Below are 16266 nucleotides of genomic sequence, written 5' to 3'. Positions count from 1 at the left end.
GCGTGACCAAGAAAGGGGCCCCGGCAATCGCCGGGGCCTTTTTCGTCGCGGGGGAACCCTTCCGCGCGGGGCGGGTTGCCCACGCTCATCCACGGAACCGAGGCGCATGACGATCGAAACGCAGACCACGCCGAACCCATGGGCCGCCACCGTGCTGCTGCTGATGGGCAATTTCATGAACCTGATCGATGTCAGCATCGTGAATGTCGCGCTGCCCTCGATCCGCGACAGCTTGCAGGCGTCCGAAACGCAGATCGAGTGGATCTCGGCGGCCTATGTGCTGACCTTCGCGGTGGGGCTGCTGCCCTGCGGGCGCTTCGGCGACAAGCTGGGTCGCAGGCGGCTGTTTCTGTCGGGGGTGTCGCTGTTCACGCTGGCATCGGCGTTCTGCGGGCTCGCCCCGAATGTCGAGGTTCTGATCGCATCGCGCGCCCTGCAGGGGATCGGCGGGGCGATGATGGTGCCGCAGGTCATGGCGATCATGCATGTCATCTTCCGCCCCGAGGAAAAGGCCCGCGCCTTCGCGCTGGCGGGCGTCATCATCAGCCTGGGCGCGGTGACGGGACCGCTTCTTGGCGGCGTGCTGATTACCTTCGACATGGGCGGGCTGGACTGGCGGCCGATCTTCCTGGTGAACCTGCCGTTCGGCATCGTCGTCGTGCTGGCCGGGATGCGGCTGATCCCGCGGCTGAACCCGGATCGCACCATGCGCATCGACTGGCCGGGCGTTCTGCTGTTCGGGTTGACGATCACGCTGGTCGTCCTGCCCGTGATCGAGGGGCCGCTGCTGGGCTGGCCCGCCTGGTCCATCGCGGCCCTCGTCTCGGCGCTGCCGGTGGGCGCGCTGTTCCTGCGCCGCCAGATCGGGCTGGAGCGTCGGGGCCAGGCGCAGCTGCTGCCGGTGTCGCTGCTGCAAGATCGCGGGTTCCTGTCGGGCATCAGCATCGTGATGCTGCATTTCTCGGCCATTCCGGGCATGTTCCTGGTCTTCGCGATCTATCTGCAGACGGGGTTCGGGTTCACGCCGCTGGAGTCCGGCCTGGCCACCGCGCCGTTTCCGCTTGGGGTGATGACCGGCAGCTGGATCACGGGGCGCTTCGGGACGAAGGGCATCCCGTGGCGCATCGCTACCGGGGCCGCCATTCTTCTGTGCGGGATGACCTGGTTCCGCATGATGACCGGCCAGCCGCCCGAGGGGCTGCACATCTGGACCTTTGCGCCGCCTCTGGCCGTCAACGGGCTGGGGATGGGCCTCGCGATCTCTCCTCTGTTCCAGCTGGTCCTGCGCGATGTTCCGGGCCGGATCGCGGGTGCCGCGACGGGGACGATGCAGGCGCTTCAGCAGGTCGGCGCGGCAATCGGCATCGCGATCGTCTCGGGGTTGTTCTTCGTCAGGCTGCAGGCGCAGGGCTATTCCGAGGCGATGCACCACGCGCTCGGCTATCAGATCGTGGTGTTCGCGGCGATCCTGACGATCCTGGGGCTGCGGGCCATCGCCCTTCGCGGACGCCGGACATGAGCTGGCGTTCATCGCTGGAGGTCTGCGACATCGCGACCGGTCGGACGCATGTCGTCCTGCGCAGCGAACGCCTGATCGAGGCGCCGAACTGGCATCCCGACGGCTGGTTCCTGGTGAATGGCGAGGGTCGTCTGTGGCGCGCCGACGCCACGGGGCTGACCGCCATCGAGACCGGCAGCGCCGAGCGGTGCAACAACGACCACGGCTTTCTGCCCGATGGACGGATCGTCTTCTCGGCCCATGACGGAACAGGGGCTGGGATGCATGTGTTCGGCCCGGTTGGGCTGACGACGCTGCCCCAGCCGCGCCCCAGCTGGTGGCACGGAGCGCATGGTCGGCATCTTGCATATGCATGCGTTCGGGGCGGCGACCGCGTCGTGCGGATCGCGGTCCATGACGGCGAAACCGAAACGGTGCTGACGGATTGGGCGGGACATCACGACGGGCCGGATTTCTCGGCCTGCGGGAACTGGATCTGGTTCAATTCGGACGCCACGGGGCATGCGCAGATCTGGCGGATGCGCCTCGACGGGACCGACGCCGCCCCCGTGTTCCGGGACGAGCGGGTGAACTGGTTCCCCCATCCCTCGCCCTGCGGAGGGCACGTGATCTACCTGTCCTATCCCCCGGGAACCTTGGGGCACCCGAGGGATCTGGACGTGTCCATCTGGGAGATGGCGCCGGACGGGTCGGGCAGGCGCAAGCTGTTCGACCTGTTCGGCGGGCAGGGCAGCATCAACGTGCCCTGCTGGTCGCCCGACGGGCGCGCATTCGCCTTCATGCGATACGCGCCCGCAACGGATCAGTGAACGCTGACCGGGCTCAGTTCGTTCTGGCGGGCCAGCGTGAAGGCCATGCGACGGTCCGAGACCAGCGCCAGCCTTTCGCCATCGGTGTCGTGGACCGCGTACATGGTCGCGACATCGCCGATCTGTTCACGGACATCGTCCGGCAGCGTTTCGGGTGCGACCTCGCGCACATAGACGGTCTGCTTCGTATCGCCGAAATCATATTCGTGGTTCATCGTGACCCCCTTACTTGCGGCTGATCGGAATGTTCTGGACGACCTGTTCGGGCTGGACGCGCTTGAGGTCCACGTTCAGCAGCCCGTTCTCCATCGCGGCGCCCACGACCTCGACCCCGTCCGCCAAGACGAAGCTGCGCTGGAACGCGCGCGAGGCGATGCCACGGTGCAGGAAGACGCGTTCGCCGTCGCTTTCGGGCATGCGGCCGCGGATGACCAGCTGCCGATCCTCGGTCGTGACCGACAGGTCGTCATCGGCGAAACCGGCCACGGCCAGCGTGATGCGGAAGCCGTCCGGCGCGATATGTTCGATATTGTAGGGCGGATAGCCCTCGGCCCCCTTGGCGGCGCGTTCCGCCATGCGTTCCAGCTGGTCGAAGCCCAGCAGATAGGGATGCGAGCCCAGTGAGATCTTGGTCATGTCAGCCCTTCGAAGGTTAAGCGACTGGTCGTCCGGGGCCCCGAAGCGGCAACCCCTTCGGGTTTCAATATGTGTGCAGGAACCCATCCGCGCAAGTCCGCGCTGTTTCTTCCGCAGATCGTGCAAGAACTGTTAACAGGCGGGCGGCAAAGCGGTATGATCGGGCGGAACAGCATCCAGCAAGCCCCGAGACGCCCGATGAACATGCAGCATTCCATGAACCACGAAGAGATCGTCCGCGCCCGCCTTGCGGCGCTGCGCTTCGAACATCGGGATCTGGACGAGGCGATCTCGGCCCTGCAGGGGCAGGGGACGGCGAACACGCTGACGCTTCAGCGGCTGAAGAAGCAGAAGCTGGTGCTGAAGGACCGCATCGCGCGACTGGAAGACGAACTGACCCCCGACATCATCGCCTGATTGCGGGCAGGGGCCTCACGCGCTATGGCGTGCACAGGCTAACGCACGGGGAAATGGCGATGGATACACCGGTCGGAATTATCATGGGCAGCCAGTCGGACTGGTCGACGATGCGCGAGGCCGCGGCCATCCTGGACGAGCTTGCGATCCCCTACGAGACGAAGATCGTCAGCGCCCATCGCACCCCCGACCGGCTGTGGGATTACGGCAAGACCGCCGTCGCGCGCGGCCTTCGGGTCATCATCGCGGGTGCAGGCGGCGCGGCGCATCTGCCGGGCATGATGGCCAGCAAGACGCGCGTGCCGGTGATCGGCGTGCCGGTCCAGACGCGCGCGCTGTCGGGCGTCGATTCGCTCTATTCCATCCTTCAGATGCCGAAGGGCTTTCCGGTTGCCACCATGGCGATCGGGTCGGCGGGTGCCGCGAATGCGGGCCTGATGGCGGCGGGGATCCTTGCCGTGTCCGACGCCGATCTTGCCGCGCGGCTGGATGCCTGGCGCGACGCGCTGTCGGCCTCGATCCCCGAGGAGCCTTCCGATGACTGAGATCCGCACCATCGGCATCCTCGGCGGCGGCCAGCTGGGCCGCATGCTGTCGGTCGCGGCCAGCCGCCTGGGGCTTCGCTGCCACATCTACGAACCCGGTCACAGCATCGCGGGCGATGTCGCGTGGCGCGTGACGCAGGCCCCCTACGAGGACGAGGCCGCGCTGCGTGCATTCGCGGACTCCGTGGATGTCATCACCTACGAATTCGAGAACGTGCCCACCTCGGCGCTGGACCTGCTGGAAAGCCTGCGCCCGATCCGGCCCAACCGGCGCGCGCTTGCCGTGTCGCAGGATCGCCTTACCGAGAAGACCTTCCTGCAGCAGATCGGCCTGCGCACCGCGCCCTTCGCCAATGTCGAGGATGAAGGCGAGCTGGCCGCCGCGATCGACCGGATCGGTCGCCCCTCGATCCTGAAGACCCGACGCATGGGGTACGACGGCAAGGGCCAGGTGCGGATCGGCGACGGTCCCGCCGAATGGACCGGCGCGCCGTCGGTCCTGGAAGGCTTCGTCGATTTCAGCGCCGAGATCAGCGTGATCATCGCGCGCGGTGCGGACGGCCAGGTCGCGGCCTTCGATCCGGGCCTGAACGTCCACGAGGGCGGCATCCTGCGCACGACCACCATCCCCTGCGGCCAACCGGCCCGCGTGACGACCGATGCGGTCCTGATGGCCGCGCAGATCGCGAATGCGCTGGATTACGTCGGGGTTCTGGGGGTCGAGCTGTTCGTGACCCCCGACGGGCTGATCGTCAACGAGATCGCGCCGAGGGTCCACAATTCCGGCCATTGGACGCAGGCAGGCTGCGCCGTCGACCAGTTCGAGCAGCATATCCGCGCGGTCGCGGGGCTGCCGCTTGGCGATGGCAAGCGCCATGCCGACGTGGTGATGGAGAACCTGATCGGCGACGATCTGGACCGCGTGCCCGCGCTGCTGGCCGAACCGAAGGTGCAGCTGCATCTCTATGGCAAGGGCGATCCACGTCCGGGCCGCAAGATGGGGCATGCCAACCGGATCACGCAATGATCCAGGCCCGGCCCCGTATCGCGGTTCGCGCCGCGATCCTGCACGAGGGCCGGGTCCTGATGGTCAACGCCTATCCGGGTGAGAGGTCCGACCTGTGGTGCCTGCCCGGCGGCGGGGTCGAACGTGGCCAGTCCCTGACCGAGAACCTTGCGCGCGAGATCCACGAGGAAACCGGTCTGCGGGTCGTCATCGGTCCGCCCTTCCTCGTGAACGAATTCCACGATCCCGCCAGCGGCTTTCACCAGATAGAGCTGCATTTCCGCGCCGTCCTGTCGGGCGGCGCGAATGTCGTTCTGGACGATCCCGAAGGTGTGGTGAACCGTTTCCGGTGGGTCGATCGGGACGAACTGTCGGGCCTGCGCTACAAGCCCGACAGCCTGATCGATCTGATCTGGGACAGCACTGCCGCCCATTACGACCCGCTGGAGCGGATCGTAGGCTGAGTTACTCTGCCGCGACCTTCTTCGCGGTTTCCGAACCGGGCTTCATCGCGAAACCGCGTTCCAGCTGGTCGAAGGGCGCGACCGGGTAGTCGCCCGAGAAGCACGCATCGCAATATTGCGGGCATTTCGCGTTCCGGCCCTCGGCCTCGCCCACGGCGCGATAGAGCCCGTCGAGCGAGACGAAGGACAGGCTGTCCACGCCGATCCAGTCGCGCATCTCCTCGGGGGACATGTTCGCGGCCAGAAGCTTCTCGCGGTCGGGGGTATCCACGCCGTAGAAGCACGGCCATGCGGTGGGGGGCGATGCGATGCGGAAATGCACCTCGGCCGCGCCGGCATCCAGGATCATGTCCTTGATCTTGCGGCTGGTGGTGCCGCGCACGACGCTGTCATCGACCAGCACGACGCGCTTGCCCGCGATCAGCGCGCGGTTCACGTTCAGCTTCAGGCGGACGCCCATGTTGCGGATCTGGTCCGTCGGCTCGATGAAGGTCCGGCCCATATACTGGTTGCGGATGATCCCCATGCCATAGGGAATGCCCGATTCCTGCGCAAAGCCGATGGCCGCGGGGGTGCCGCTGTCGGGGACGGGGCAGACCAGGTCGGCCTCGATCGGGGCTTCGCGCGCCAGTTCCACGCCGATCTGGCGGCGGGTCTCATAGACCGAGCGTCCGCCGATGATCGAATCGGGGCGCGAGAAATAGACATGCTCGAAGATGCAGAAGCGACCGGTCGAGGGACCGAAGGGGCGAGAGCTTTCGACCTCGCCCTTCGAGATGACGACCATCTCGCCGGGGTCGATCTCGCGGACGAACTCGGCGCCGATGATGTCCAGCGCGCAGGTCTCGGATGCGAGGACATAGCCGTCCTCGCCCACGCGGCCCAGGACCAGCGGGCGCACGCCCAGGGGGTCGCGCACGCCGATCAGCTTGGTGCGGGTCATGGCGATGACGCTGAACGCGCCCTCGACCCGGCGCAGGGCGTCCTTCATCCGTTCGGGGATGTTGCGCTGGATCGAACGCGCCATCAGGTGGATGATGCATTCGCTGTCGCTGCTGGACTGGAAGATGCTGCCGCGCTCGATCAGTTCGCGGCGCAGGGCGGCGGCGTTCGTGATGTTGCCGTTATGCGCGATGGCGCAACCGCCCATCGAGAATTCGCCGAAGAAGGGCTGCACGTCGCGGATCGCGGTCGCGGCCTTGGTTCCGGCGGTCGAGTAGCGCACATGCCCGATGCCAAGCTGGCCGGGCAGGGTCTCCATCACGTCGGGCTTCGTGAAGTTGTCGCGGACATAGCCGAAGCGATGCGCGCTGTTGAAACCGTATTCCGGGTGGAAGGCCACGATTCCGCCCGCTTCCTGCCCGCGATGCTGAAGAGCATGCAGGCCGAGCGCGACGAAGTTCGAGGCATCGGCGACACCTATCGCCCCGAAGATCCCGCATTCTTCATGCAGGCGATCGGAATCGAAGGGATGGGCCAGAAAGGGTTGCATCGGCACGTCCTGATGGCTGGGGGCTGTCGCGGGTGGTGTAGTGCCATCATCCCATAAAGTCACGCCCCCGCCGAGAGGCGAGGGCGTTTTTTCGTCATCTTTCCGTCGCAACCCGTGCAGGCTGTCGAAAAATCAGTTCGATGCGGGTGCCGTGGCGGCAGGTGCGGGCGCGTCGGCGGTGCAGGCGCGGACCATCTGCTCATAGCGGGTGACGATCCAGCCGGGCGCATCCTCGGGCAGCTGCTCGTCCATGGAACCGCGCATGCGCTCGAACACTTGGGCCGAGCGGCTTTCCTCGACGATGGCCAGTTCCTGGCTGGTCATCACGCGGTCGTGGATGATGAAGGCGATCGCCACCAGCAGGATGCCGCGCGCCACGCCGAACAGGAAGCCCATGCCCTGATCCACCCCGCCAAGCGCCGAACGCTGCACGACCGAGGAAAAGAGCGGCGTGATGATCGAGAAGACGACCAGCGCCAGCGCGAAGACCACGGCGAAGCCCGCGATGGTCGCCAGCTCGCAGCTGTCGCCCATGAAGCGGTCCAGGACCGGGATCTGGGCGATCATCGGGCGCACGGCGGGCGCGAACAGGAACGCCAGGATGGCCGCGGCGATCCAGCCGAGGATCGCCAGCGATTCGCGCACGAAGCCGCGCGACCACGCCAGGATCGCCGAAAGGATGATGACGCCGGCCACCACCGCGTCGATGATCGTGAAACCGTCCATATTAACTGTCCTCGCGCCGGTTGTTCATCTTGTTGCAGGCGGTTCAGCCGGCGCCGAAGACCTCGCCCACGAAGCCGGTCAGGTCCGCGATCCTTCGGAAACCCATCCCGCCACGTTCGTTGTCGTTACCCTCGACCTTCGTGGCGTCGGGCAAAATCGCTTGTGTGAAACCAAGTTTCTGCGCTTCTTTCAACCGATTTTCGGCCTGGGCGACGGGACGTAGCGCGCCAGACAGGCTGATTTCGCCGAAAAGCACCGCATCGGCGGGCAGGGCGCTGTCCTCGCGCGCGGACAGAAGGGCTGCAGCGATGGCAAGGTCGGCCGCCGGTTCGACGACCTTCATCCCCCCGGCAACGTTCAGGAAAACATCGAGACCCGCGAAGGGGATCCCGCAGCGCGCCTCGAGAACGGCAAGGATCGTGCTGACCCGCCCGCTGTCCAGCCCGACGACCGTTCGGCGGGGACTTGCCAGTGTCGAGGGGGCGACCAGCGCCTGCACCTCGGTCAGGACGGGGCGCGTGCCCTCGATCCCCGCGAAGACCGCGCTGCCCGCCACGGGCTGTCCGCGTTCGGACAGGAACAGCGCCGAGGGGTTCGTGACCTCGGCCAGGCCCGCGCCGGTCATCTCGAAGACGCCGATCTCTCCGGCGGGGCCGAAGCGGTTCTTCACGCTGCGCAGGATGCGGAACTGGTGCCCGCGCTCTCCCTCGAAGTAAAGGACGGTATCGACCATGTGCTCGACCACTCGGGGGCCCGCGATCTGGCCTTCCTTGGTCACGTGGCCGACAAGGATCACGGCGACGCCGCGCCGCTTGGCGAATGTCACCAGTTCATGCGCCGAGGCGCGCACCTGCGAGACGCTGCCCGGCGCGGCCTCGACCGTGTCCGACCACAGCGTCTGGATCGAATCGATCACCGCGACATCGGGGCGCTCGGCGTCCAGCGTCGTCAGGATGTCGCGCAGGTTCGTCTCGGCGCCCAGTCGCATCGGTGCCTCGGCCAGGCCCAGCCGGTGGGCGCGCATGCGGACCTGCGCGCTGGCTTCCTCGCCCGAGATGTAGATCGCGTGCTTGCCCGCATTCGAGAACGCGGCCGCCGCCTGCAGCAGCAGGGTCGATTTGCCGATGCCGGGATCGCCGCCGACCAGCAGGGCGGATCCGGGGACCAGTCCGCCGCCAAGCACCCGGTCCAGTTCCGCGATGCCCGCATTGATGCGCGGGGGCGGGGCCTCGTGCGCCTGCAGGTTAGACAGCGGGATCGCGCGGCCCTTGATCGCGCCCAGGCCGCGCCCCGGTCCCTGTGACAGGGGGGCCTCTTCGACGATGGTGTTCCATTGGCCGCAGGCATCGCAGCGTCCGGCCCATTTCTTATGGGTCGCGCCGCAGGCAGTGCAGGTGAAGACGGTGGTAGGTTTCGGCATTCCGCGTTTGTGGCACCGCCGCGCGGGTGCCGCAAGACGGCAACTCACGCCAATGTCGGCTTGATATTCGCCCGCCCTGCGGTCAGGGTCCGCCGAAGTTTAAGTAACGGGCGGAAGCGATGGCCGGAACGGGACCCTTCTCACGCTATGAATTCATGATCGCGTGGCGTTACCTGCGCGCAAGACGCGCCGAGGGCGGCGTCAGCGTCATGACATGGATCAGCCTGATCGGCATCGCGCTTGGCGTGATGGCGCTGATCGCGACGCTGGCCGTGCGGGCGGGTTTCCGCGCCGAGTTCGTCGACACGATCCTGGGCGCGAATGCCCATACCTCGGTCTACATGGTCCCCAACCGGATCGAGAACGAGATCACCGGCGAGACCTATGTCAGCGCGGGCCGCATCCAGGATTACGCCGAAATGGCCGCCCGCCTGGCCGAGGTGCCGGGGGTCGAGAGGACCGCCGCCGTGGTCAAGGGGCAGGTGATGGCCAGCGCCAACGACGCCTCGAACGTGGCCGAGGTGTTCGGCATCTCGGACGGGGACCTGGCTGCCATTCCCAGCATCGCCGATCCCGAAACCTCGCAGGGGGATATCGCCCGCTTCGGCGATGGCGTGGCGATCGGCGCGGGCATCGCGCGCGAACTGGCGCTGGATGTGGGCGACCGCATCCGGCTGATCGCGCCCGAGGGCGCGCGCACCGCATTCGGCACGACGCCCCGCGTGAAGGCCTACGAGGTGACCTATATCTTCAGCGCGGGCCGATACGACATCGACCGGACGCGCATCTACATGCCGCTGGCCGAGGCCCAGAGCTATTTCAACCGCGAGGGCGTCGCCGACGAGATCGAGGTCTTTGTCGCGGACCCCGAGAAGGTCGACGACCTGACCGTCCCGCTGCTGCAGGCCGCAGGCGTCGGCGCGCAGGTCTGGAGCTGGCGCGACGCGTCGGGCAGCTTCCTGTCGGCGCTGGACATGGAGGATGACGTGATGTTCGTCATCCTGTCGGTGCTGGTGCTGATCGCGTCCATGAACATCACCAGCGGCCTGATCATGCTGGTCAAGAACAAGGGGCGCGACATCGGCATCCTGCGCACGATGGGCCTGACCGAGGGGTCGGTGCTGCGGGTCTTCTTCCTGTGCGGGGCCTTCACCGGCGTCATCGGCACGCTTGCGGGCGTCGTTCTGGGCGTCGCGCTGGCGTTGAACGTCGAAAATATCATGGCACTGCTGAACACGCTGACGAATGGCGGCGCGTGGCAGCCCGAGGTGCGCGGCATCTATCGCCTGCCCGCCGAATTGCGGGCATGGGATCTTGCCCGCGCGGTGGGGCTGTCGCTGGCGCTGTCCTTCGTCGTCACGATCTTTCCCGCGCGCCGCGCCGCGCGCATGAACCCGGTGGAGGCCCTGCGCTATGAATGACGTGTTGCGGCTGGAGGGGATCGGCAAGACCTATAACGCGGACGGCCCCGCGCCGGTCGAGGTGCTGTCGGCGCTGGACCTGCATGTCGCCCGCGCCGAGGTCGTGGCCCTTGTCGCGCCTTCGGGTGCAGGCAAGTCCACGCTGCTGCATATCGCGGGGCTGCTGGACACGCCCGATCGCGGCAAGGTCTGGCTGGACGGGCGCGACATGACGGGCCTGCCCGACCGCGCCCGGACCGAGGCCCGCCGCCGTCAGCTCGGCTTCGTCTATCAGTTCCACCACCTGCTGCCCGAATTCAGCGCGGCCGAGAACATCGTCCTGCCGCAGCTGGCCGATGGCGTGTCCGCGAAGAAGGCTCAGGCGCGCGCGGCGGATCTGCTGTCGCGGGTGGGGCTGTCGCATCGCGCGGACCACCGTCCCGCGCAGCTTTCGGGCGGGGAACAGCAGCGGGTGGCCTTCTGCCGTGCGCTTGCCAATGCGCCCGCGCTGCTGCTGGCGGACGAACCGACGGGCAACCTCGATCCCGAAACCTCGGACAAGGTGTTCGGCGTGCTGATGGATCTGGTGCGGGAAACGGGCCTGTCGGCGCTGATCGCGACCCACAACCACGAGCTTGCGGGCCGCATGGACAGGCTGGTGAACCTCGGCTGAGGTTCACCGCAGGGGCGCGGATCAGTCCAGGCGGACGCGCGGCTGGTCCGACGGGTCGCCCACGCGTCCGATGGCCGTCGCATCCGCGAAGCCGTGACGGGCGAAGACGGCCAGAACCTCGTCTGCGGCCTCGGGGGCGCAGGCGACCATCAGGCCGCCGCTGGTCTGCGGATCGGTCAGCAGCGCGCGATCGGCATCCGAGAAGCCGTCCGGCAGGACCACGCCGCTGCCATAGCTGTCCCAGTTCCGCCCCGAAGCGCCGGTGACATTGCCCGCGGCGATCAGCGCGTCGATGCCCGGCAGGCGCGGAACCGCGGGCCAGTTCAGATGGATGTCGCAGCCCGACCCGCGCGCCATCTCCAGCGTGTGGCCGCCAAGGCCGAAGCCGGTCACGTCGGTCATCGCATGGACGCCGGGCAGGGCGGCAAGATCCGGTCCGGGCCGGTTCAGCCTGGTCGTGACCCCGATCATGCGGGCGTAATCGTCCTCGCCCAGCAGGCCCTTCTTCAGCGCGGCGGACATGACGCCCACGCCAAGCGGCTTGCCCAGGATCACGACATCGCCCGGGCGCGCGGCGGCGTTCTTGGCGATCCGGTCGGGATGCACGATCCCAAGCGCCACGAGGCCGTAGATCGGCTCGACCGAATCGATGGTGTGGCCGCCCGCGATGGGAATGCCCGCCTCGCGGCAGATGGATGCACCGCCATCGAGGATCCGCCCGATCGTTTCGTGCGAGATCGCGTTGATCGGCATGCCCACCACCGCCAGCGCGAAGATCGGCGTCGCGCCCATCGCATAGACGTCGCTGATCGCGTTCGTCGCGGCGATGCGGCCGAAATCATGCGGATCGTCCACGACCGGCATGAAGAAGTCGGTCGTGGCCACCAGCGCCTGCTGATCGTTCAGCCTGTAGACCGCGGCATCGTCCGAGGTTTCGATCCCGACCAGCAATTCCGGGGGCACGGGCAGGGCGGCACTGCCCCGCAGCAGGCCCGACAGGACCCCCGGCGCGATCTTGCACCCGCAGCCGCCGCCATGGGCAAGCGAGGTCAGGCGCGGTTCGGAAAGGGTGGTGTCAGGCATGATGCTCTCCGGTGATTTCGGGCGGAACATAGTCGCTGATCGCGGGCTGTTCCAGCGGGCCACGCTCTATCTGCTTGCAGGGACGGTTCGTGGCGACTAGAACGGCGCAAATTCTCAGGCCGCCGGGTCCGGTGGCCCTTCTTGCTATGAGGACGATGATGCAGGTCAAGGAAACCCAGAACGAAGGTCTGAAGCGGGGCTATCAGTTCACCCTGCCCGCCGCCGAGCTGGCCGAGACGGTCGACGCCAAGCTGAAAGAGGCACAGCCCGAAGTCGAGATGAAGGGCTTCCGCAAAGGCAAGGTCCCGATGGCCATGCTGAAGAAGCAGTTCGGCCAGCGCGTGCTGGGCGATGCGATGCAGGAAGCCGTCGACGGCGCGCTGCGCAAGCATCTCGAGGAATCGGGCGACCGTCCCGCGACCCAGCCCGCGGTCGAGATGGAGAACGGCGAGACCTGGAAAGAGGGCGACGACGTCGTCGTCAACGTCTCGTATGAAAAACTGCCCGAGATCCCCGAGATCGACCTGTCGGGTCTGAAGCTCGAGCGTCTCAAGGTCGAGGCCGAGGACGCCGCGATCACCGAAGCGCTGGAGAACCTGGCCAAATCGGCGCAGAACTTCGAAGACCGCCGCAAGGGCAGCAAGGCCAAGGACGGCGATCAGGTCGTCATCGACTTCAAGGGCTTCGTCGACGGCGAAGCGTTCGAAGGCGGCGAGGCCGAGGACTATCCGCTGGTCCTGGGTTCCAATAGCTTCATCCCCGGCTTCGAGGACCAGCTGGTCGGCGCGAAGGCCGATGAGGACGTCACCGTCACCGTCAAGTTCCCCGAGGAATACGGCGCTGCGCACCTGGCCGGCAAGGAAGCCACCTTCGAGTGCAAGGTGAAGGCCGTGAAGGCCCCCAAGGAAGCCGAGATCGACGACGAGCTGGCCAAGAAGTTCGGCGCCGAGGATCTGGACGGTCTGAAGAAGCAGATCTCCGAGCGTCTGGAAGCCGAGTATGCCGGTGCCTCGCGCGCCGTCATGAAGCGCGGCCTGCTGGACCAGCTGGACGAGCAGGTGAAGTTCGACCTGCCGCAGTCGCTGGTCGACGCCGAGGCTGCGCAGATCGCGCACCAGCTGTGGCACGAGGAGAACCCCGAGGTTCAGGGCCACGATCACGGCAGCATCGAGCCGACCGACGAGCACAAGAAGCTGGCCGAGCGCCGCGTGCGCCTGGGTCTGCTGCTGGCCGAGATCGGCCAGAACGCCGAAGTGACCGTGACCGACCAGGAAATGACGCAGGCCGTGATGCAGGCCGCCCGTCAGTATCCGGGCCAGGAACGCGCCTTCTTCGAGTTCATCCAGCAGAACCAGCAGGCCCAGCAGCAGCTGCGCGCCCCGATCTTCGAGGACAAGGTCGTCGATCACATCGCCGAAAAGGCCGAAGTGACCGAGAAGACCATCTCGAAGGACGAACTGGAGAAGGCTGTCGAGAAACTCGACGAGCTGTGATCCTGCCGCAAGGCGATTGATCGGGGCCGCATCCTTCGGGGTGCGGCCTCTTTTCGTTTCTGCGCTTGAGAAGCGGGCGCGGCGCGACTAGATGCCGTGGCATGAGCGGTTCTCTCAATCTGATGAAGCTGTGCGTCGGCGCGGAAGGCCCCGACGACTTGGCCGCGTGGCAGGCGCAGCGCTTCGGCGACGGCAATGCGCGCCACGTCACCCGCATGTGGCCCAAGCGCGAGGCCGAGCTGCTGGATGGCGGCTCGATCTTCTGGGTGTTCAAGGGGGTCATGCTGGCACGCCAGCGCATCCTGGACCTGCAGCGGGTCGAGGGCGAGGACGGCGTGCAGCGCTGCGGGATCGTGCTGGATCGCAAGCTGGTGCGCGTCTCGGCGGTGCCGCGCCGCCCGTTCCAGGGCTGGCGCTATCTTGCCGGTGCCGACGCGCCGCAGGATCTGCCCGAGGGCCGCGAGGTCGAGGAACCGCTGCCCCCCGCCATCGCCGCCGCGCTGGCCGAAATGGGCTTGCGCTAAAGGCCGCTTGACGATGGCGCGGCCATGGGATACGCGATCAGCCAAGGCGGGTGTAGCTCAATGGTAGAGCAGAAGCTTCCCAAGCTTACGACGAGGGTTCGATTCCCTTCACCCGCTCCAATATCTTCAATGAAAATATGCTATTTCAAGGGTTTGGGGCTCGATGTGTCCCACGCCGGAACTGTCCGTGGAACACTTCACCAATCCAGCGCCTCGAGCGCGGCCATCGCGTCGCGCGCCATGCGCCATCTTTCGACGCCCTTGGTGTAGATTTCGGACGTCTTTGCCTGGGTGTGCCCGTGCACCGTCATGATCTGGTATTGGGAACATCCGTCTTGGGCCAGCAGGTGACCCGCGGCCTTGCGGATCCCGTGAGACGAGCGATCGGCCAAGCCTGCTTCCCGGCACCAGCGACGGAACATCTGGCCCAGCGAATCTGGCGTCGCGAAGGGCTTGCCCTTGCTGTTCAGCAGGTAGGTCTCGCCCGCGATCTTCATCGACCTGGTCGCGCGATAGAGCGGGGGAAGCATGGGAATCGCGACCTCGGCGGAGCCGCGCTTGACGGGATGCCATCGAAGCGCTCGAACGCCCTCTATCGTCGTCTCGTGCTGCCGGCCCAGCCTGATGGCATCCGAGATCCTGCATGCAGTGAACATGAACAGTGTCAGCGTCAAATGGGCAGCGCTCCCCGGCGGATGCTTCTGGCGATACTTGCGAAGATCGTCGGGCGACCACGGTTTCGCACCGCCTTTGCCGCGATCAATTCGCGCAATGCCTACGGCCGGGTTTACCGCGCACAGCCGCCGCTCTGTCGCCCAACGATAGATAACCCGGGTGCCCTCGATGACGCTGTCCGCCCATGCTGGAGTCTCGATCATATCGTCGCGCAGCTCGACCAGCTTTGCCTGCGGGATCTCCATTGCATAGTCAGCGTATCGCTCAGTAAGAACCTTGCCGACCGACCGCCGCTTCTTGAGCGTCAGAGGCCACATGGCGCCCGCCTCGACGGCGGCTTCCATCGCGGTCAGATGCTTGGCCACAAGCCAGCCAACAGAACCCCGGATGGCGCGCTCTTCGGCTGACGCCTCAGGGTCGAGCCGGACACCTGCCCTGGCGGCGTGGTAGATCTCGACAAATTGCGGATGATTTGGGGTGACCGAAAGCGGGATGCGCTTTGTCTTGTCGCCCTCGACGCGCACGCGATATCGGAGCGCGCCGGACGGCAGGCGTTCCTGCAGCAGGCCTGGATAGGCGATCTTCATGTTTGTCAGTTCCACGGGATGGATGTCCGTCCATCCTGGGGCCTGTCGCTCTTGGGGCAACGTCCTTCGTTTCAGGGAGGATTCGGACGGTGCCCGCTTCGGTCACGATCTCTACCACGGATCTGGGATCCTCGGCCCGGGCCGCGCGGATGAAGCGGCGCGCTTGGGCTTCGGTCATTACGGCACGTTTTCCCATGTCAGCCCTCGGCTTCCGTCTTGCGTTCCTGTCCGGCTGCCTGCAGGTGCCCGCAATTAGCTGACACGATAGCCTCGGCCAAGGGCGGGCAAACGCTGTTGCCGCAGCAGCTGACTTGCACATCCTTTGCGAAGGGCCGCCAGGTCGGGCTGTCGCTGTCGAGGCCGTCCCAGACCCCCTCGATGACGTAATCCGTCGGGAAGCCCTGGGCGCGAAACAGTTCGCGCGGGGTCAGCATCCGCATGCCGATGTCGATCACGACATAGGGTCAGGACCCATTAATTTTCTTGATGCCGTCCTGTCGGCGTGATTCACGCTCCCAAACAGGTGGGGGCATCATGAGTAATCTTTTCTGGCTGACGGACGAACAGATGGAGCGGCTGAAGCCGTTCTTTCCCAAGAGCCATGGTAAGCCGAGGGTCGATGACCGGCGCGTGCTGAGCGGCATAATCTTCATCAACCGCAATGGGTTGCGGTGGTGCGATGCGCCCCGGGAGTATGGCCCGCCCAAGACGCTCTACAACCGGTGGAAGCGCTGGAGCGAGATGGGCGTGTTTGCCAGGATCTTCGAGGGATTGGCCTCGGAGGCAACGGATCAGAA

The 16266-nt window shown here is 66.4% G+C and carries 19 protein-coding genes and 1 tRNA gene; 12 read left to right on the top strand and 8 right to left on the bottom strand.

What is annotated here, in order from left to right; all coding sequences use genetic code 11:
• Positions 1-106: 106 nt before the first annotated feature.
• Entirely contained in the window at positions 107-1519 is a 1413-nt protein-coding gene (locus F804_RS0111880; RefSeq protein WP_022707969.1) for an MFS transporter, read from the top strand.
• A complete protein-coding gene (locus F804_RS0111875) occupies positions 1516-2328 on the top strand; it encodes a TolB family protein (RefSeq protein WP_022707968.1) in 813 nt (270 codons plus the stop codon). Before F804_RS0111880 ends, F804_RS0111875 begins: the two co-directional genes overlap by 4 nt.
• Here F804_RS0111875 and F804_RS0111870 read toward each other — a convergent pair.
• Together F804_RS0111870 and F804_RS0111865 are read right to left on the bottom strand one after the other, a co-directional pair.
• A complete protein-coding gene (locus F804_RS0111870) occupies positions 2322-2543 on the bottom strand; it encodes a DUF1150 family protein (protein ID WP_022707967.1) in 222 nt (73 codons plus the stop codon). The genes F804_RS0111875 and F804_RS0111870 overlap by 7 nt on opposite strands.
• Before the next feature lie 10 nt (positions 2544-2553).
• A complete protein-coding gene (locus tag F804_RS0111865; protein ID WP_022707966.1) occupies positions 2554-2964 on the bottom strand; it encodes an Hsp20 family protein in 411 nt (136 codons plus the stop codon).
• A gap of 198 nt (positions 2965-3162) precedes the next feature.
• On the opposite strand from F804_RS0111865, the gene F804_RS0111860 reads away from it, so the two are divergent.
• Genes F804_RS0111860 through F804_RS0111845 form a run of 4 tightly spaced genes read left to right on the top strand, consistent with a single transcriptional unit; the run spans position 3163 to position 5396 of the window.
• Entirely contained in the window at positions 3163-3381 is a 219-nt protein-coding gene (locus F804_RS0111860; protein ID WP_022707965.1) for a YdcH family protein, read from the top strand.
• A gap of 59 nt (positions 3382-3440) precedes the next feature.
• Positions 3441-3926, top strand: a complete 486-nt coding sequence (purE, locus tag F804_RS0111855) for a 5-(carboxyamino)imidazole ribonucleotide mutase (RefSeq protein ID WP_028725927.1) — start codon at positions 3441-3443, stop codon at positions 3924-3926.
• Positions 3919-4953 carry a 5-(carboxyamino)imidazole ribonucleotide synthase gene (locus tag F804_RS0111850; RefSeq protein ID WP_022707963.1) on the top strand — a complete coding sequence of 345 codons (1035 nt, stop codon included), beginning with the start codon at positions 3919-3921 and terminating at the stop codon, positions 4951-4953. Before purE ends, F804_RS0111850 begins: the two co-directional genes overlap by 8 nt.
• Complete coding sequence (locus F804_RS0111845; RefSeq protein ID WP_022707962.1) at positions 4950-5396, top strand: NUDIX domain-containing protein; 447 nt, start codon at positions 4950-4952, stop codon at positions 5394-5396. Before F804_RS0111850 ends, F804_RS0111845 begins: the two co-directional genes overlap by 4 nt.
• Position 5397: 1 nt before the next feature.
• On the opposite strand, the gene purF is transcribed toward F804_RS0111845, so the two are convergent.
• From purF to radA, 3 genes are all read right to left on the bottom strand, one after another.
• On the bottom strand, positions 5398-6888 hold the full coding sequence (gene purF / locus F804_RS0111840) for an amidophosphoribosyltransferase (protein WP_022707961.1): 1491 nt from the start codon (positions 6886-6888) through the stop codon (positions 5398-5400).
• Between the two features lie 132 nt (positions 6889-7020).
• Positions 7021-7614, bottom strand: coding sequence for a CvpA family protein (locus F804_RS0111835; protein ID WP_022707960.1), 594 nt, complete (start codon positions 7612-7614; stop codon positions 7021-7023).
• A gap of 43 nt (positions 7615-7657) precedes the next feature.
• Complete coding sequence (gene radA, locus F804_RS0111830; protein ID WP_022707959.1) at positions 7658-9034, bottom strand: DNA repair protein RadA; 1377 nt, start codon at positions 9032-9034, stop codon at positions 7658-7660.
• 119 nt (positions 9035-9153) lie between these two features.
• On the opposite strand from radA, the gene F804_RS0111825 reads away from it, so the two are divergent.
• Together F804_RS0111825 and F804_RS17005 are read left to right on the top strand one after the other, a co-directional pair.
• On the top strand, positions 9154-10455 hold the full coding sequence (locus F804_RS0111825) for a lipoprotein-releasing ABC transporter permease subunit (RefSeq protein WP_022707958.1): 1302 nt from the start codon (positions 9154-9156) through the stop codon (positions 10453-10455).
• Positions 10448-11107 (top strand): ABC transporter ATP-binding protein, encoded by a 660-nt coding sequence (locus tag F804_RS17005; protein WP_022707957.1) that lies wholly within the window; start codon positions 10448-10450, stop codon positions 11105-11107. The genes F804_RS0111825 and F804_RS17005 overlap by 8 nt, the downstream gene beginning before the upstream one ends.
• 21 nt (positions 11108-11128) lie before the next feature.
• Here the strand turns inward: F804_RS17005 and selD are convergent, their stop codons facing one another.
• Complete coding sequence (selD, locus tag F804_RS0111815) at positions 11129-12190, bottom strand: selenide, water dikinase SelD (RefSeq protein ID WP_022707956.1); 1062 nt, start codon at positions 12188-12190, stop codon at positions 11129-11131.
• A gap of 158 nt (positions 12191-12348) precedes the next feature.
• On the opposite strand from selD, the gene tig reads away from it, so the two are divergent.
• The 3 genes from tig (at position 12349) to F804_RS0111795 (ending at position 14327) form a co-directional block, all read left to right on the top strand.
• Positions 12349-13683, top strand: coding sequence for a trigger factor (tig, locus tag F804_RS0111805; protein ID WP_028725926.1), 1335 nt, complete (start codon positions 12349-12351; stop codon positions 13681-13683).
• Between the two features lie 101 nt (positions 13684-13784).
• A complete protein-coding gene (locus F804_RS0111800; protein WP_022707953.1) occupies positions 13785-14207 on the top strand; it encodes a DUF1489 family protein in 423 nt (140 codons plus the stop codon).
• 46 nt (positions 14208-14253) lie between these two features.
• Positions 14254-14327, top strand: a tRNA-Gly gene (locus F804_RS0111795).
• Positions 14328-14404: 77 nt separating this feature from the next.
• Here the strand turns inward: F804_RS0111795 and F804_RS0111790 are convergent.
• Positions 14405-15469, bottom strand: coding sequence for a tyrosine-type recombinase/integrase (locus tag F804_RS0111790; RefSeq protein WP_051142371.1), 1065 nt, complete (start codon positions 15467-15469; stop codon positions 14405-14407).
• 197 nt (positions 15470-15666) lie between these two features.
• A complete protein-coding gene (locus F804_RS0111785; RefSeq protein WP_028725924.1) occupies positions 15667-15924 on the bottom strand; it encodes a DNA cytosine methyltransferase in 258 nt (85 codons plus the stop codon).
• A gap of 79 nt (positions 15925-16003) precedes the next feature.
• On the opposite strand from F804_RS0111785, the gene F804_RS16410 reads away from it, so the two are divergent.
• Positions 16004-16266 (top strand): IS5 family transposase (locus F804_RS16410; protein WP_040596020.1); only part of this gene is annotated, 263 nt, incomplete at its 3' end.

The sequence above is a fragment of the Paracoccus zeaxanthinifaciens ATCC 21588 genome, from assembly GCF_000420145.1.
GTDB lineage: Bacteria > Pseudomonadota > Alphaproteobacteria > Rhodobacterales > Rhodobacteraceae > Paracoccus > Paracoccus zeaxanthinifaciens.
The sequence above is the reverse complement of the archived record's forward strand: the minus strand, read 5'-3'. Positions and strand labels throughout refer to the sequence as shown.

What these genes read in the sequence shown, in the direction of transcription:
- F804_RS0111880 (WP_022707969.1), top strand. Translation starts at nt 107, where the DNA reads ATGACGATCGAAACGCAGACCACGCCGAACCCATGGGCCGCCACCGTG.
- F804_RS0111875 (WP_022707968.1), top strand. Translation starts at nt 1,516, where the DNA reads ATGAGCTGGCGTTCATCGCTGGAGGTCTGCGACATCGCGACCGGTCGG.
- F804_RS0111870 (WP_022707967.1), bottom strand. Translation starts at nt 2,543, where the DNA reads ATGAACCACGAATATGATTTCGGCGATACGAAGCAGACCGTCTATGTG.
- F804_RS0111865 (WP_022707966.1), bottom strand. Translation starts at nt 2,964, where the DNA reads ATGACCAAGATCTCACTGGGCTCGCATCCCTATCTGCTGGGCTTCGAC.
- F804_RS0111860 (WP_022707965.1), top strand. Translation starts at nt 3,163, where the DNA reads ATGAACATGCAGCATTCCATGAACCACGAAGAGATCGTCCGCGCCCGC.
- purE (WP_028725927.1), top strand. Translation starts at nt 3,441, where the DNA reads ATGGATACACCGGTCGGAATTATCATGGGCAGCCAGTCGGACTGGTCG.
- F804_RS0111850 (WP_022707963.1), top strand. Translation starts at nt 3,919, where the DNA reads ATGACTGAGATCCGCACCATCGGCATCCTCGGCGGCGGCCAGCTGGGC.
- F804_RS0111845 (WP_022707962.1), top strand. Translation starts at nt 4,950, where the DNA reads ATGATCCAGGCCCGGCCCCGTATCGCGGTTCGCGCCGCGATCCTGCAC.
- purF (WP_022707961.1), bottom strand. Translation starts at nt 6,888, where the DNA reads ATGCAACCCTTTCTGGCCCATCCCTTCGATTCCGATCGCCTGCATGAA.
- F804_RS0111835 (WP_022707960.1), bottom strand. Translation starts at nt 7,614, where the DNA reads ATGGACGGTTTCACGATCATCGACGCGGTGGTGGCCGGCGTCATCATC.
- radA (WP_022707959.1), bottom strand. Translation starts at nt 9,034, where the DNA reads ATGCCGAAACCTACCACCGTCTTCACCTGCACTGCCTGCGGCGCGACC.
- F804_RS0111825 (WP_022707958.1), top strand. Translation starts at nt 9,154, where the DNA reads ATGGCCGGAACGGGACCCTTCTCACGCTATGAATTCATGATCGCGTGG.
- F804_RS17005 (WP_022707957.1), top strand. Translation starts at nt 10,448, where the DNA reads ATGAATGACGTGTTGCGGCTGGAGGGGATCGGCAAGACCTATAACGCG.
- selD (WP_022707956.1), bottom strand. Translation starts at nt 12,190, where the DNA reads ATGCCTGACACCACCCTTTCCGAACCGCGCCTGACCTCGCTTGCCCAT.
- tig (WP_028725926.1), top strand. Translation starts at nt 12,349, where the DNA reads ATGCAGGTCAAGGAAACCCAGAACGAAGGTCTGAAGCGGGGCTATCAG.
- F804_RS0111800 (WP_022707953.1), top strand. Translation starts at nt 13,785, where the DNA reads ATGAGCGGTTCTCTCAATCTGATGAAGCTGTGCGTCGGCGCGGAAGGC.
- F804_RS0111790 (WP_051142371.1), bottom strand. Translation starts at nt 15,469, where the DNA reads ATGAAGATCGCCTATCCAGGCCTGCTGCAGGAACGCCTGCCGTCCGGC.